The sequence below is a fragment of the Streptomyces gilvus genome, assembly GCF_022513565.1.
In the GTDB taxonomy this organism is placed as follows: domain Bacteria; phylum Actinomycetota; class Actinomycetes; order Streptomycetales; family Streptomycetaceae; genus Streptomyces; species Streptomyces gilvus.
Window position 1 is genome coordinate 217,177 of the sequence record NZ_JAKWBE010000002.1, and the last position, 15,718, is coordinate 232,894.

12 protein-coding genes are annotated in these 15,718 nt (G+C 71.0%); 7 read left to right on the top strand and 5 right to left on the bottom strand.

Annotation, left to right across the window (positions count from 1 at the left end; genetic code table 11):
* Nucleotides 1-2 precede the first annotated feature (2 nt).
* From MKW14_RS05155 to MKW14_RS05175, 5 genes are all read right to left on the bottom strand, one after another.
* Entirely contained in the window at nucleotides 3-1,826 is a 1,824-nt protein-coding gene (locus tag MKW14_RS05155; RefSeq protein WP_240859223.1) for a hypothetical protein, read from the bottom strand.
* 5 nt (nucleotides 1,827-1,831) lie between these two features.
* Nucleotides 1,832-3,553 carry a hypothetical protein gene (locus tag MKW14_RS05160; protein ID WP_240859224.1) on the bottom strand — a complete coding sequence of 574 codons (1,722 nt, stop codon included), beginning with the start codon at nucleotides 3,551-3,553 and terminating at the stop codon, nucleotides 1,832-1,834.
* 2 nt (nucleotides 3,554-3,555) lie between these two features.
* Nucleotides 3,556-4,458 carry a carbohydrate ABC transporter permease gene (locus tag MKW14_RS05165; RefSeq protein ID WP_240859226.1) on the bottom strand — a complete coding sequence of 301 codons (903 nt, stop codon included), beginning with the start codon at nucleotides 4,456-4,458 and terminating at the stop codon, nucleotides 3,556-3,558.
* The gene (locus MKW14_RS05170) at nucleotides 4,455-5,366 is read right to left on the bottom strand and encodes a carbohydrate ABC transporter permease (RefSeq protein ID WP_240859228.1); all 912 of its coding nucleotides are present in this window, start codon (nucleotides 5,364-5,366) and stop codon (nucleotides 4,455-4,457) included. Before MKW14_RS05170 ends, MKW14_RS05165 begins: the two co-directional genes overlap by 4 nt.
* Nucleotides 5,367-5,485: 119 nt before the next feature.
* The gene (locus MKW14_RS05175; RefSeq protein ID WP_240859230.1) at nucleotides 5,486-6,814 is read right to left on the bottom strand and encodes an extracellular solute-binding protein; all 1,329 of its coding nucleotides are present in this window, start codon (nucleotides 6,812-6,814) and stop codon (nucleotides 5,486-5,488) included.
* A 234-nt stretch (nucleotides 6,815-7,048) separates the two neighbouring features.
* Here MKW14_RS05175 and MKW14_RS05180 point away from each other — a divergent pair, with 234 nt between their 5' ends.
* The 7 genes from MKW14_RS05180 (at nucleotide 7,049) to MKW14_RS05210 (ending at nucleotide 15,635) form a co-directional block, all read left to right on the top strand.
* Nucleotides 7,049-8,227, top strand: a complete 1,179-nt coding sequence (locus MKW14_RS05180) for an ROK family transcriptional regulator (protein ID WP_240859232.1) — start codon at nucleotides 7,049-7,051, stop codon at nucleotides 8,225-8,227.
* 44 nt (nucleotides 8,228-8,271) lie between these two features.
* Nucleotides 8,272-9,378 carry a Gfo/Idh/MocA family protein gene (locus MKW14_RS05185; protein ID WP_240859234.1) on the top strand — a complete coding sequence of 369 codons (1,107 nt, stop codon included), beginning with the start codon at nucleotides 8,272-8,274 and terminating at the stop codon, nucleotides 9,376-9,378.
* Nucleotides 9,379-9,565: 187 nt separating this feature from the next.
* Nucleotides 9,566-11,476, top strand: coding sequence for a phosphatase PAP2 family protein (locus tag MKW14_RS05190; protein ID WP_240859235.1), 1,911 nt, complete (start codon nucleotides 9,566-9,568; stop codon nucleotides 11,474-11,476).
* Between the two features lie 92 nt (nucleotides 11,477-11,568).
* Nucleotides 11,569-13,266, top strand: coding sequence for a phospholipid carrier-dependent glycosyltransferase (locus tag MKW14_RS05195; RefSeq protein WP_240859236.1), 1,698 nt, complete (start codon nucleotides 11,569-11,571; stop codon nucleotides 13,264-13,266).
* Between the two features lie 122 nt (nucleotides 13,267-13,388).
* On the top strand, nucleotides 13,389-14,312 hold the full coding sequence (locus MKW14_RS05200) for a MurR/RpiR family transcriptional regulator (protein ID WP_240859237.1): 924 nt from the start codon (nucleotides 13,389-13,391) through the stop codon (nucleotides 14,310-14,312).
* Nucleotides 14,313-14,642: 330 nt separating this feature from the next.
* Nucleotides 14,643-15,011, top strand: coding sequence for a hypothetical protein (locus MKW14_RS05205; RefSeq protein ID WP_240859238.1), 369 nt, complete (start codon nucleotides 14,643-14,645; stop codon nucleotides 15,009-15,011).
* Between the two features lie 57 nt (nucleotides 15,012-15,068).
* Nucleotides 15,069-15,635: an antibiotic biosynthesis monooxygenase gene (locus MKW14_RS05210; RefSeq protein WP_240859239.1), complete on the top strand. Its 567-nt coding sequence runs from the start codon at nucleotides 15,069-15,071 to the stop codon at nucleotides 15,633-15,635.
* The last annotated feature ends 83 nt before the right edge of the window (nucleotides 15,636-15,718 follow it).

Sequence of the window (15,718 nt, forward strand, 5' to 3'; positions counted from 1 at the left end):
GCTCAGGGCCGCAGCGTCAGTGTCGGTTCCCCCCGGTCGTCGTCGGCGCCGATCACGGCGGTGAAGGCGTCCGTCCGCACGGTCAGCCCTTCCTCGGTGCGTTCGACGGTCACGGTCAGCGGCTCCTCGGAGCCGTACCGTACGGCGAACACGTGCAGGTCCTCGGGCGCACCCGGCACCGGGCCCGCTTCGTAGGCGGTGGAGCTGACGAGGTGGCGCCAGCCCTCGTCGGGGTCGCCGTAGCCGCGGGGGTCGGCGGCGAGGGCGAACGCCGCCTGTTCCTGGGTGAGTTCGGCGCGGGCGTCGAAGTGTTCCGGCCCCTGTGTCCGCGGGTGGGTCAGCCGCAGGGTCCCGGCCGACGCCACCGCACCCGTCGCGGTGCGGCGGACCCGGTCGCCGTCGTCGGCGGCGTAGGGCAGTCCGGCGAGCAGATACGGCTCTGCGGGGAGGCGTTCGAGGGCGACCGTCGTCCACAGCCGCGTGCCGTCGGTGACGTACAGGGAGCGCACGTGCCGCAGGACGTGGTCGCGGCCGACGACCGGTTTGGCTACGAGCTTCGCCGTCAGCGTGTCGGTGCGCACGTCCCGGACGCGGACCTCGCCCATGGGGCGGCAGAGGACGAAGCCGTCGAGCACCGGGCCGAAGCCGTGCTGGCGGTTGACGGCGGCGGGCAGGTAGTAGGTGCCGCCGGCCTCCACGACGGACGGGGTCATCCGGTCGTCGAAGGCCACCGAGACCGTGCCGGAGCGCAGTTGATGCCGGGCGGGTGCCGTGGACGGTGCGCGGTGCCAGGGGGTGGTGTCCTGGATCTGCCAGACGAGCATCCAGGCGAAATGGCCGTCGACTCCGCCGTCCGGCTTGACGGCGTGCCGCGCCCAGCGGCTGTCGCCCCGGTAGCGGCCGAGGTCGGAGCCGACGCGGGCGCTGAAGTAGCGCAGTCCGAGCACCGACTCGAAGGCGGAGTGCTGTTCGCTGTAGCGCGGTCCGCCGTTGTCGAAGCCGCCGCCCGTCAGCCGGGCGTCGATGTAGCGGGCGAGCGCGTCGCCGTCCTCGGCGAAGACCGGCTCGGCGCTGACGCGGTGGGCCTGGGCGAGGAAGGACAGGGAGATCGGGCCGTAGTTGTTGTCGTACGCGCCACGGTGCTCGGGCGGCAGCAGCGCACCCCGGTCCAGGACGCGATGGGCGCGGATCTCGTCGAGATACAGCCGCATGGCGCGCTCGCGCATCGCGTCCGCAGCGGCGTCCGGCAGATGGCGGGCGAGCATCAGTCCGCCGACCACGCACCCGATGGCCTGGTTGCCGGCCTCCTGCGGGTTGAAGAAGGTCGCCTCGGTGAGCCAGCGCCAGTAGCCCCGCGCCACCTCCATCAGTTCGGTCCGCTGCTCCTCGTCGAGAAGTCCCTCGGCGAGGTCGAGGAGGTTGACCGCCTGCAGCAGCGCCCACACCGTGCTCGGCCAGTCGCCGATGGGGTGCGCGCCGGACTCGAGGACGTAACGGGCGTACGGCAGACCCGAGTCGCGGACCCTGAGGTTCGGGTAGCCGGGGTTGTCCTCGCGGTAGACCCGCTCGCGCAGATGGAAGGCGAGGCCGCGGTGCACCGCCTCCGGCAGGCGCGGGTCCTTGGAGCGCTGCCAGGCGAGGGCCAGCAGGGAGGTGACGCCGAGCGAGGTGTCGCCGATGTCGTCGTCGGCGTCCGGGTGTTCCAGGTTGCCCTCGGGGGTGATCCGGGCGAGGGCCTGCTCGACGACGTCGGCGAGGACGGCGTCGTACGCCTCGGGGGTGTCGGGCAGGTCGTGGAGGGGGCCGCGCTGGTGCGGGAGGTGCACGGAGATCAGTCCTTCATGCCGTCGGTCGAGTGGGCGCGCAGGGCGACGGTCAGTGTCTGTGGGCCCTGTCCCCCGACGTAGACGCGGTTCCCGGTCGTCGCATCCGTGCCCCCCACCACGGTGTGGTCCTGGCCGGGGTCGTAGCGCAGTATGTCGCCGCGGTCCGGTCCGGCGAGCGGTTCACAGGACTCGACGCCGAGCTCGACCCGGATCTCGTCCTCGCCGACCCGGTAGGTCATCGGCCCGGTCGTCAGGCACCAGCGTCCCTCGCCGGTCGGTACGGCGCCGTCGAGCACTCCGCCGGGCCGGAAGGTCAGTTCGAGGGCCCACGGCACCGGGGGTCCGCTGATGTCGATGCGCAGGTCGGCACCGTCCTCGAGGAGGTCCGCCTCGACGCGGGTCGTGTGGGAGACCTCGTCGCGTGGCCGGTCCGGGAAGGCCATCGCGGCCGAGAAGCGTCCCTCGTCGACCAGGCGGTAGACGCCGTCGTCCCGTCGCTGCCCCGGTGGGAGCGGCTGGTAGTAGGCGGTCGTGAGGGTTTCGGTGAGCCGGTAGCGGCTGGCGGCGAGCTGCTCCATCCGGGCCGCGCGGAACGGGCCCAGGTCGAAGAAGCTCCGCGAGAGCCGGACCGCGTCGAGGACGGCGGCTCCGGCGAACAGGCGCAGGAACGTGGGATTGCAGGCGAGGCCGGAACGGATGCGCCGGTGCTCGGGCACGTCGGAGCCGCCGTACACCACGGTGTGCGCGGTGGCGGAGGCGCGGGCGGCTAGGCGTGCGGTGGTGAGGTACCGGTCGCGCGGGAGTTTCTCCGTGTCCGGGGCCGGCAGGGCGCGGCACAGATCCGGGATGAGGAGGGTCTGGGCGAGCAGGTCGGGGTCGTCGATGCCGCCGACGGCCGCCAGTCGGGCCGCGCGGGCGAAGTCCCCCCGGCCGGTGCGGATCGCGAGCAGCCGGTAGTGCGGCAGATAGGGCCACAGCGGGAACGAGAGCTTCTGGTCCTGGCGGCGCGAGTGGACGGTCTCCACCGTGCCGTCCGGCCGGATGAGGTCCAGCGTCGTGGCGAGGTTGCGCTCGACGGCCTCCAGCAGGTCGGCGCGGTCGAGCACGTCGGCGAGCAGGAGCAGCGAGGGGTTGGTCACGAGGGACGCGTAGACGGCACTGCGTTCCGAGTACAGGCCCTCCGTGTCGATGTCGACGCCCTCGGCGAGCCACTCCTCGACGCGGTCGAGGAGTCGGTCGTCGGGGAACGACCGGTGCAGACGGGCGAGCGCCGCGCTCAGCTCCCAGCGGTGGTTCGGGGTGTGCACCCCGCCGGTCCGGAGACTGTCCGCGGCGGCGCCGGCGATCTCGGCCAGCGCCGCCTCGACCGCGTGCAGTTCCGGCCCTCCGCCGGCCGCGAGGACGTACGCGTCGCACACGTCGTTGACGGAGAACGCGGAGTCCGGCGGGGACTGCACATTGTCGCCGCCGGCGAAGAGGCCGGTGCCGGTCTGCGCGGCCCGCAGGGCACGCAGGTGGGTCGTCGCGGCGGCGACGGCCCGCTCGCTGCCGTGCAGTGCCGAGTCCGGGGACCGGTACGCCGCGACCAGGGTCTTCACCCGCCGGGCCAGAACGCGGTGGGTCACACCGGCGGGCTCCTCGTCGGGCGCCGCCACCATCGGGACGGCCGACCGGTCGGCGGCGGCGGCGACCGCACGGACGAACTCGTGGTCGAGCGGGTTGTGCAAGATCAGTCCTTCAGTCCGGCGTTGATGTCGGCACCCATGACGTAGCGCTGGAAGACCAGGAAGATCACGATCAGCGGGATCATGGAGATGACCGACGCGCCGAGCAGGACCGACCAGTTGATGTTCTGCGCGCCGACGATGCTCTGGATGCCGATCTGCACGGTGAACTTGTTGGGGTCGTTGAGCATCAGCAGCGGCCAGATGTAGTCGTTCCACCGCCACTGGAAGGACAGGATGGCGAGGGTCAGCATGATGGGCCGGGAGAGCGGCACCATGATCCGCAGGAAGATCGACAGTTCGCGGGCGCCGTCGATGCGCGCCGCTTCCACGAGTTCGTCGGGAACCGTCAGGAAGAACTGGCGGAACATGAAGCATCCGGTCGCGGTGAGCACGGCCGGGAGGATGATGCCGGCGAAGGAGTTGTAGAGGCCGAGGTTGCGGACCACCAGGAACTCCGGGGCGAGCATGACCTCGGACGGCAGCATCGTGGTGGCCAGGATGCAGATGAAGAACACCTTGAGCCACTTGTTGTCGTACTTGGCCAATGCGTACCCGGTGCAGCAGCTGACGCCCACCGTGAGGATCGTCGTGATCACGCACACGATGGTCGTGTTGATGAAGTACTGGGAGAAGTTGGCGCTGCGCCAGGCCGTCAGGTAGCCCGACAGGGTGGGGTTGTGCGGAACCAGCGACAGCGGATAGGAGAACAGGTCGCTGGCCGGCTTGAGGGAGCTGAGGACGAACCAGAGCACCGGCAGGCCGTAGAGGCACGCCAGGATCCACAGCAGTGTCGTCGCGGACACCGCCTGCCGCAGCCCGCCGGTGGCCGCGCCGCGGGACCGCTTTCTGGGGACGGCCGGTCCGGAACCCTTCTCGACCGGGCGTGGGATGTCTGTGGTTGTCATCGGTTCTCCACCCGCCGGTTGACGATCAGCTGGACGATCGCGACGGCCATCAGGATGAGCATGAGCACGAACGACGCGGCGCTCGCGTAGCCGATCTGGCCCCGTTGGAAGCCGGTCTGGTAGATGTACTGGACCAGCAGGTTGTTCGAGGTTCCGGGTCCGCCGTTGTTGAGGGAGACGAACAGCGGGTATTCCTTCATCGCGTTGATCGTGTTGAGCAGGATGACGATGAACGAGGTGGGCGCGATGCTCGGCAGCGTGATGCTGACGAACTGGCGCCACGGCCCGGCGCCGTCGAGCGCGGCCGCCTCGTAGTACGACACCGGCACGTTCTTGATCGCCGCGATGAACAGCAGCATCGAGAAGCCCGTCCAGGCCCAGGACGCCGCCATCACGACCACCAGCAACGACAGGTCCGCGTTCGACTGCCACGGCACGGCACTTCCGCCGAGCTTCTCGATGACGTAGTTGACGAGGCCGAAGTTCTCACCGAACAGCCACCGCCACAGGACACCCACGACGATGGGCGACAGCAGCCACGGAATGAAGAAGATGACGCGGGCGACGGTGACGCCCTTGGCGTGCTTGCTCACCACCAGGTTGGCGGCGGCCAGCGAGAGCGCGAAGTTCAGCGGGACGAAGAGGACGGCGTACAACAGCGTCCGGGTCAGGGCGTCGTAGAAGGTGGAGTCCCCGAACAGGTTGTGGTAGTTGTCCAGGCCGATGAACTGGAACGCCCCCACGCCCGTGTAGTTCGTGAACGAGTAGACGAGCCCGATCACCGCCGGCCACACGAAGAACAGCCCGAAGAGCACGACGTTGGCCGCGATGAGGACGAGCGGCGCAAGGGTGTACTTGCTGCGTCTCCTGGGCGGGCTCGCGGCGACGGCCAAGGCGCGTTTTGTCATCTTCCTGACTCCGTGCTGGTGGAATGGATTCCTGTGGGCTCACGCCGGGAGCCCGACATTCACGTGGGCGCGCGTGGGGCCGGGCGGCGGAGTCTCGGTCCGCCGCCCGGCCCACTGGCCTATGATCCGCCGCCGACCTGCTGGTTGTAGCCGGCCACGATGTTCTCCAGGGCCTTGTCGGGCGACTCCTGACCGTTGATCGCCTTGCCGAGCTCCGTCTTGGTCGGGTCGGTGGCGAGGCTCTTGCCCTTCAGCACCCAGGCGGTCTGGGCGTTGTTGAAGTAGCTCGAGATCGGCGCGTAGAGCGGGATCTCCTGGTTGTACAGCTTGAACGCCGCCTGCGCCGCCTCGGAGGTGAAGGGGTACTTCGGGTTCAGACCGCTCTCGACCGGGAGGAACCCGGAGGACTCCACCAGCTCGGTGTACTGCTTCGGGTCGTAGATCCAGGTCAGGAACTTCTTCGCGGCGGTGGCCGCGGCGCCGTTGTTGTTGAAGCCGACCATCATGCCGCCGCTGTTGACGTCACTGGCCTGCACGGGCTGGGCGGGGGTCGGGACGCTCGCCCAGTCGAACTTCTTGATGCTGTCCGCGAAGGAGGCGACCTGCCACACACCGGACCAGTAGGCGACCACGTCACCGCTCTGGAACATCGCCGCCGGGTCGGCGCCGCTGGTCCACACCGACTTCGGCATCGTCTTGTCGTCGTTCCAGCCGACGAAGGTCTTCACGGCCTTCTTCGTCGCGTCGTCCACCGAGAACTTGCCGGAGGAGTCCGCGTGGACGTACTTGCCGCCCATCTCGTACACCATGGCGCGCAGCCGGGAGGGCGACTGGTCGAACGCCAGGGAGTACTTGGCGCCGGTCTTCTCGCGCACCTTGTTGGCGGCCGCGATGAAGTCGGTCCACGTCCAGGTCTTGTCGGGCGAGGTCGGGAAGGAGACCTTGGCCTTGTCGAACAGCGACTTGTTGATGAACAGGCCGGACGCGGTGACGTCCGAGGGGATGGACAGCACCTTCCCGGAGGAGTCCTTGGCGAGGAAGTTGCCGTTGATGTTGTAGCTCTTGTTGTTGGCGATGGAGCTGAGGTCGAGCAGCTTGTTCGACCAGATCGGGTCCAGCGCCGGCACGGCGGCCACGTCGGGCAGGGAGTTCGCCTGCGCGGCGTTGTGCAGCTTCGTCGTGTAGCCGTCGTAGGGGATGTTGACGAGCTTGACGGTGACGCCGGCTTCCTTCTTGTACTGGGACACCAGCTTCTTCCAGCCCGCGTCCTGACCCGGGACCGTGGAGATCCAGAACGTCAGCGACTTGGAGTTGCCGCCCGAGCCGGACCCCGACCCGCAGGCGGAGAGCAGCAGGGCACCTGCCGCGGCCACGGCAGCGAGGGGAACCAGGCGGCGTATACCGCCGCGGCCGAGTCGGCGGGAGCGCCGCACACCCACACGGGTCATCTTCGATCCCTTTTCGTCGTAGCGGACGGAGCCCCGCGCCGCCGCTGGTTGTTGCAGGTCCCCGTTTCCTATCACTGCGATTGAATACCCACAAGGGTTAGGGCGCCTCGTTGCGGATCTGAAATCCTCGGCCACCCTTGGCAACCGGCCGAAGACTGGTAATCTCCGGGGCAGCCAGGGAACACGTACCCGGACGGGACTTATCCTCAGTCCGATGGATTATGGGGGAGGGTTGTGAAGCGACCGGCGCCACGTACGGCGACAACTCGGCACGTCACCCAGATCAACCGGACCGCGATACTAGACGTCCTGCGGGAGCACGGCCCACTGTCCCGGCGTGACATCCAGCAGCGCACCGGGCTCGGCTCGGCGACCATCGAGCGACTGTGCTCCGCCCTCATGGAGGAGGGCGCGGTCGAGGCCGCGGGCCAGGTGCGCCAGTCGGTCGGCCGGCCCTCGACCCTGCTGCGCTTCGCGTCGTCGGCCCGGGCCATCATGGCCGTCGACGTCACCGAGTACACGGCCCGCGGGCGCCTCGTCGACCTGGGCGGAAGCACCCTCTACGAGGAGAGCCACACCTTCGCCCTGGAGGGCCAGGACGCGGGTGCCGCGCGCATCGACGGGCTGCTCGGGCTCGTCGACCGGCTGGCCTCCCCCGAGACGGGGGTGACCGCCCCGATCGTGGCCGTCGGCATCACCGTTCCCGGCATCGTGCACGAAGGCGTGGTGACCAAGGCGGTCGAACTCGACTGGCAGGAGGTACCGCTCGCCGACATCGTCTCGGCCCGCAGCGGACTGCCGATCCTCGTCGAGAACGACGCCAACGCGACGGCCTACGGCGAGTGGCACAGCGGCGCCCTCGCGAACGCGCACAGCGCCGTCGCGCTGGTGCTCGGCGCCAGACTAGGCGCGGGCATCATCAACGAGGCGCGTCTGCACCGCGGGCACCGCTCGGCGGCGGGCGAGATCGGTTTCCTGCTGACCTCCAGCGCGTCCTTCTCCCGCTACTTCACCGAACAGGGCGACGTCGACTCCACCCTGGCGGCGCAGGTGCTGCCGTTCGCCGCGCGGGAGGGTCTGCACGGCAAGCGCATCGGCCCCGCGTTCCGCGCGATGATGGCCCGCTGCCGGGCGGGCGACAGCGAGGCCGAGCAGGCCCGCGACGAGTTCTTCGACTCCATCGCGCTCGCCCTCGTCGCCACCTCGGTCGTGCTCTCGCCCCAGGTCATCGTGCTCGCCGGCGCCTTCGCCCAGTACAGCGAGGAGTCCGCGGAGCAGCTGACCCGGCGCCTCGTGGGCCGGATCCCCTGGGTGCCGCGCATCGCGGTGAGCGACCTGGGCTTCGACGCCGCGATCACCGGCGTGAGCGCTCTGACGATCGAGCACGCCCGCTCCGCGACCTACCTCGCATGAGCCGCCCTCCTGCCCCCCACAAGCCCGACCAAGACGGAGCACGCGTGAAGGACGAAGAGATACGGATAGCGGTCGTGGGCACCGGCGACGTCGCCATGGACCACGCGGCCGCCCTCAGCGCACCCGGCCCGGTCCCCGCCAGGATCGTGGCCGCGGCGGACACCGACCGGACCCGGCTGGAGGCCTTCCAGGCCAAGCACGGGGCCCCGGCCGGCTACGACGACCTCGACGTGCTGCTGGAGCGGTCCCGTCCCGACCTGGTGTACCTGTGCACACCCCCCGGTCTCCACCGCGACCAGGCCCTCGCCTGTCTGCGCGCCGGAGCCAGCGTGCTGGTGGAGAAGCCGCCCGCGCTGTCCCTGCGGGAGTTCGACGAGATCGCCGGCGCCGCGAGCGGACCGCCGTGGTTCGCGACCGTCTTCCAGCACCGTTTCGGCCGCGGCCAGGCCGCGCTCAAGTCCCTGGCCGCCTCGGGTGCGCTGGGCCGCCCGCTGCTGGCGGTCTGCAACACCACCTGGTTCCGTGACCAGTCGTACTTCGACGTGCCCTGGCGCGGCCGCTGGGACACCGAGGGCGGCGGTCCCACCATGGGGCTCGGCATCCACCAGATGGACATGATGCTGGACCTGCTCGGCGACTGGACCGAGGTACAGGCCCTCACCAGGACGCAGGCACGCCGTACCGAGACCGAGGACGTCTCGATGGCGCACGTGACGTTCGCGAACGGCGCCGTCGCCTCCGTGGTGAACAGCTCCCTCTCGCCGCGCCAGGAGTCCTACCTGCGCTACGACTTCGAGTACGCCACCGTCGAGGTCACGCACCTGTACGGCTACCGGGACGAGGACTGGCGGGTCACCCCGGCACCCGGGCACGACCACGTGCTCACCGAATGGAAGGCCGCCATGGACGGCGCCGGGGACGAAGCCGGCGACCAGAACTCCCGCAGCGGGCACTGGGCGCAGTTCGCCAAGGTGCTCACCAGTCTGCGCGAGGGCACTGCGCCGCCCGTGCCGCTCGCCGAGTCCCGGCGCACCCTCTCCCTGGTGGCCGCCCTCTACGCCTCCGGCGCCGTCGGCCGTCCCGTCAAGCCCTCGGACGTCGCTCCCGGCACGCCGTTCTACGACAGCATGTCCGGCCGGCGTCCCGGCTGACACCGCGTTCACCCGCACGACAGGTCCCGGCCGCCCAACTCCCTCCGCCGGGACACGAACCGGCCGTAGATCTTCGCACAGACGCATCGGTCGGCCCGGGCGGCTCACACGCCGTCCACGAGTCCCCCACGAGCGCACGCCATGTCACCCCCTTCGGCCGCACGGCCGCAGAAAGAGAGGCACACGCATGCCGTCATCTGCCGGGCACCGCTCCCCCTCCGTCGGCAGACGGGGCTTCCTCAAGACCTCCCTGGGCGCCTCGGCGGGTGTGCTGGCCGCGCCCACCTTCGCCTCCTGGCTGGCCGCCGCCGACGCCAAGGCCGCCACGAGCCCCGCCGCGTTCGTCGACGACTACAAGACCAACCTCTCGACGAACCTCACGCCGGAGACCAACGCCGTCGTCCGGATCCTCGGCGGCTTCGCGCAGGTGTGGAAGACGGGCGGCGCCTGGAACACCGGCACGCCGCTCCAGCCCGACCTGCTGCGCGCCAACGTCCGCTACAGCGTCCGCGTCACACGTGCGCGGACGGACGCCCAGGCCAAGGAGGCGTTCATCTACGACCGCCAGCACCAGAGCTACGCGATGATCGCGGGCCTGGGTCCGCTGGCCGACCTGTACAGGACCGGCGCCAAGGCGGTCACCTCGATCACCAGCGCCCCCGACGGCACTCCGCCCACCACTGTCAGCGACGCCGTCCCGGCCGGCGCCCCGGCGGGCTCGGCGCAGGGCGCCGGTTCGCACGACTCCGACCTCGGCAAGGTGGCCGAGCTGGTCGACACCGTCCGCGGCAACTGGGCGTCGGGCAACCCCTCCAAGTACGCCTACCAGTACCCGCGGCCCTGGCGCATGAACGAGGACAGCCAGGTCGTCGACACCGGGAAGACGGACTGGCTCGGCTACCCGGTCTACGACTCGCAGGTCCTCGTCGCCCCCCAGCTGCTGCGCCAGCGCAGCACCTCCCCCACGGACGACGGCGGCTTCCCCAGCGGCCACACCAACGCCTTCCACCTGGCCGGCCTCGCCTACGCGTACGCCGTGCCGGAGCGCTTCCAGGAGCTGGTGACGCGGGCCTTCGAGCTCAGCCACACCCGGATCGTGGCCGGCATGCACTCCACGGTCGACGTGATCGGCGGCCGCATCATGGCCACCGCCCTCGCCGCCGCCACCCTGGCCGACCCGGCGAACGCGAGCCTGAAGGCGGCCGCCCGCGCCCAGGCCCTGGCCTACTTCACCCAGAAGACCGGCACGAGCGCCGACACCCTCTTCGCCTACGCGCACTGCGACGCCTCCGACGCCTACGCCGACCGGGACGCCAACGCCCGCGCGGTGGAGCCCCGTCTGACGTACGTGCTCACCCGCCGGGGGCGCAGCGTGCCGCTGACCGTGCCCAAGGGCGCGGAGGTGCTGCTGGAGACGCGGCTGCCCTACCTGGACGACGACCAGCGCCGGGAGGTGCTGCGGACCACCGCGCTGCCCTCCGGGTACGTGCTGCTGGACGGTTTCGAGCAGTGGGGGCGGCTGAACCTGTTCGCCGCCGCCGACGGTTACGGCGCCTTCGACTCCGACGTGACGGTGACGCTGGACGCGGCCACGGGCGGCTTGGGCGCGGCCGACAGCTGGCGCAACGACATCGACGGCGACGGCGGGCTGACCAAGAAGGGCACCGGCACGCTCACCCTGACCGGCCACAACACGTACACGGGCGGCACCGTGGTGAACGACGGCACGCTGGTCGCCGCCTCGTCCCACGCGCTGGGCCACGGGGACGTGCGGGTGTCCGGCGGCACGCTGCGGGTGCGGCGGCCCGTGCAGGTGCACGGCGTGTACTCCCAGGAGTCGTCGACGCTGGCGCTCACGCTGCGCTCGGGCCACGAGCCCGCCCTGGAGGTGACGCGCCGGGCGCTGCTCGGCACGGGCAGCGTGCTGTCGCTGCAGCTAGACGCCGACCGGCCGCCGGCCGCGGGCAGCACGGTGCGCGTCCTGGCGGCTTCCTCGCTGCGGGGCCAGTTCGACCGCGTGGAACTGAACTCCGACCGGCTGCGGGCCGTACCCGTCTACACGACGGAAGGTCTGTCGGTACGACTCCTGAAGCGGTGACGCCCGGGGGCGGGAGCTGATGCGAGAGTAGGGCCCATGAGAAGGGCCCGGATCGCTCCCGCCCACCCGCGGTCCCCGTCACCGCGGGGCGGATGATGGCGCACGAACAGCACTCGGTCCTCGACCCGCGGGCGCCGGACGGCGAGGAACGTCCCCCGCCCCGGGTGACGTCCGCCCCGCCGCCCGGCCGGCCCTGGCGGCGCCGGCTGCTGCCGCTCCTGGTGGTGGTGCTGCTCGCGCAGATGGCCGCCGCCATGGTCACCACGGCCGTGCAGCAGACGCCGACGATCGACGAGCCGATCTACGTCGCCACGGCCGCCGACTACCTCCACGAGCACCGCGTCCGCCTCAACCCCGAGCACCCCCCGCTCGCCAAGCTCGTCATCGCCGCCGGGGTGGCCGTCGCCGACCCGCACCTGGACGCCTCCTACAAGGGCGACCAGAGCCGGTTCGCCCAGCATCTGCTGTACGCCTCCGGCAACGACCCCTGGCGGCTGATGTTCTGGGCCCGTCTGCCGGTGATCGTGCTGACGCTGGTGTTCGGGCTCGTGGTGTTCGCCTTCGCCCGTGAACTGGCGGGCACGGCGGCCGGGTTGGCGGCCCTGGCGCTGTACTCCTTCTCCCCCGACCTGATCGCGCACGGCTCGCTGGCCACGCTGGACGTGCCGGCCGCGGGCTTCGTGCTGACCTCGGCCTGGCTGCTGTGGCGGGCCCGTCGGCGGCCCCGGCTGTGCGTCCCGGCGGCCGGGCTGGCCCTCGGGGCGGGGCTCGCGACCAAGATGAGCGTGCTGCCGGTGGTTCCCGTCCTGGTGGCGCTGGCGGCCTGGGCGGTGTGGCGGCCGGGGTCCGTGGACCGGCGCCGGGCCCTGGCGCGCTCGCTCGGGGCCGCCGCCGTAGTCGCGGTGGCCGCCGTGGCCGTCGTATGGGCGTCGTATCTCGTGGTCGATCCGCGGCTGCGGTGGTCGCCGGCCGGGCAGCAGGTGCCCGCCGTGCACGGGCTCAAGGGGCTGCTGGTGCAGCTCATGCCGGTGCCGCAGTCCTACCGGGACGGGATGCGCATCCAGTTCGGGCTGGAGAAGTACCCGTGGCAGGGCTTCCTGTTCGGGCATCTGTACACCGGCTCCCGCTGGTACTACCTGCCGGCCGCGCTGCTGGTGAAGACACCGCTCGGCATGCTCGCGCTGTGGGCCGCGGGTGCCGTCGCGATGGTGGCGGTACGGCGGCTGCGGCCCGCGGCGCCCTATGTGCTGGTCCCGGCCGGCGTGCTGATGGTTTCGGCGATGACCGGCTCGCGGGACTTCGGGACCCGCTACGCCCTCTTCATGCCGATGTTCCTGGCGGTGGCGGCCGGGTGCGTGCTCCTGGTGCGGTGGCGGTGGGCGCCGCTCGCCACGGGGGCGCTGGTGGTGTTCGTCGCGGTGAGTTCGCTGCGGACGTTCCCCTACTACCTGCCGTACTCCAACGAGGCGTTCGGCGGTCCGGCCAAGACGTATCTGCGGCTGCACGACTCCAACGTGGACTGGGGACAGGACCTCGGCCGGCTCGCCGACCGGCTGCGCGAGCGGTACCGGGGCGAGCGGGTCTGGCTGGTGTACAAGGGCAGCGGTGTGCCCGCGTACTACGGCATCGACGCGTCCGATCCGCGCAAGGTGCCGGCGCGTCAGGTGCACGGGCTGCTGGTCGTGTCGGACACGGCGGTCGACAAGGCGCGCGGGCGGCTGCGGACCCTGATCGACAGCAGTCGCCCGGTCGACCAGGTCGGTCACTCGATCACGATCTACCGCCGGTGACACGGGGTCCGGCAGGCGACCCGAGGATCCGTCCGGCAGTGCCGGATGCGCCCGTACAAGCCCTGGTCACAACGGTGTGTGAGCTATGTTGAAGCACTGTGGGAGACAAAGGAGGCGCACCGGTGCCATCGCCGCAGCAGGCACGCGCACAGGCATCCGCGATCACCTCGGGCAGAACCGCTCCGGAGGCCGAGGCCGCACCGGCGTCCCAGCTCAGAACCCTCTTCGACCGGCCCCGACTCTCCCCGGGCCAGCGGCGCATCGCCCAGTACCTGATCGAGCACATCACCGAGGCGGCGTTCCTGTCGATCACCGATCTCGCCGAGCGCGTCGGCGTGAGCCAGCCGTCGGTGACCCGGTTCGCGGCGGCCGTCGGCTTCAGCGGCTATCCGGCGCTGCGCGAGAAGCTCCAGTCGATCGCCCTGGGCCACCTGGCGGGCGGCCCCGGGGCGCCCGAGGAGAACGGCAGCAACGAACTGCAGTCGGCGGTGGACGCCGAGATCGAGAACCTGGAGAACCTGCGGCGCGACTTCGCCGACCCGGACCAGCTGATCGACGTCGGCCGCGAGCTGTCGGCCTCCACTCCGCTGACCGTTCTCGGGCTGCGCATCTCGGTCTCGCTCGCCGAGTACTTCGCCTATGCCGCGCGCCGGATCCATCCGGACGTGCGGCTGGTGACGCGGGGCGGCAGCGTCGCCTACGACGCCCTGCTGCAGTCCCGGGAGGCGGGCGGCACCTGGGTGCTGGCGTTCTCGATGCCCCGGCACGCCCAGGAGACCCTGACGGCCGTGCAGGTGGCGCGCAGCGCCGGGCTGAAGGTCGCCCTGGTGACCGATCTGGCGCTGGGCCCGGTCGCCGACGAGGCCGACGTCGTCTTCGCCACCGGCACCGGCTCCCGGCTGGTCTTCGACTCCTATGCCGCCCCCGGGGTGATCGCCGCCGCGCTGCTGCAGGCGATGACCGACGCCGACCCGGAGCGCACCCAGGCCCGGCTGGAGGAGTACGAACAGATCTCCGACCAGCACCAGTTCTTCCTGCGGGACTGACGGCGGAGCAGCGTCGGCGCCGGATCGGCCGTAACCTTGGGTAACACCTTTCCCACGCGCTGTCCCGAATTACAAAGGGACCTTTCGCAACATAATGCGCATGAATGTTTTCATACGTCTTGCAAACCGGACGGCATATATAAATACTTCTCACGCGTCACCCGGACATCCGTAGCCGCCGTCTCCTACCCGCGTCGGCGCGCGGGCTTCCGGGCGGGCCTCGTCCGTGCGAGCGCCCGTGGTGGCCCCGGTCATCCCCTAGGCCGGGGCCGCCCGCACGCACCCGTCGGACCACCCCTCACGACGCCGCACACCCGGAAGCGATCACCGATGACACTGACGACCACGCGCCTCAGCCCGGACTGGCCGTGCCAGGTCAAGCAGCCCGGCTCCTACGACTGGGAGCGCTCGGCGGCCAAGTGGCTGCGGGAGCTGGTACCGGCGCGCTACGCCAGCTATCCGGCCATGCTCCGCCACCCCGTGCTGCTCGCCCGCCACGCGCAGATCCAGGTGCAGCACGAGATCCGGGTCGCCCGCACCGCCCTGCAGACCGCCCGCGCCGACCTGCCCGGCCTGGGCCTGCCCGAGTCGGTCATCGAGCACACCATCAAGCTGTACGCGGCCGAGGTACTGCAACTCCAGCACATCGCGCGCAGCGTCCGCGCGGTCACCCAGGCCCTGGTCGAGGCCGGACGCTGATACACCGGGCCGATGCCCGGCGCATGATCCCCGCCCCGCGTGGCACACGTGATGAACATGAGCACCACCGAGCTGCGCAGAGGGGAACCGGTCACCACCGTCCTGACCTGGCAGGTGCGCCCCGGCCACGAGCGGGAGTTCGAGGAGTGGACCGAGGGCGTCACGCGCTGCGCCAGACGGTTCCCGGGCAACGAGGGCGTCTCCTGGCTGCGGCCCGAGGACGGCCACCGCTACCACGCGGTGCTGCGCTGGTCGGATCCGCACCGGCTGACCCGCTGGCTGGAGTCCGCCGAGCGGGCGCGGTGGCACGAGCGGATCGAGGGCGTGGCCACCGAGGTCGGCAGCGAGCGGCAGTCGACCACCGGCCTGGAGACCTGGTTCAGCCTGCCGGGCACCACGGTGCAGTCCCCGCCCCGCTGGAAGATGGTCCTCACCACCTTCCTCGGCGCCTACCCGTTCACCCTGCTCGTCCAGGCCCTGGTGACGCCCCGCACCACCGCGTGGCCGCTGCCGCTGCGGGCGGCCGTCTTCCCGCTCGTGCTGCTGCCGGTGCTGACGTACCTCGTCATGCCGCTGCTGAGCCGCATGGTGCGCCAGTGGCTGTACCGGCAGCCGGACGAGTGACCGGAGCACGACCGTCCGGGATGTCCACCAGCACACGCCCGTGCTCCTCTTTCGAGTGAAGCCCGGGCAGGCAAGGGTGCGAT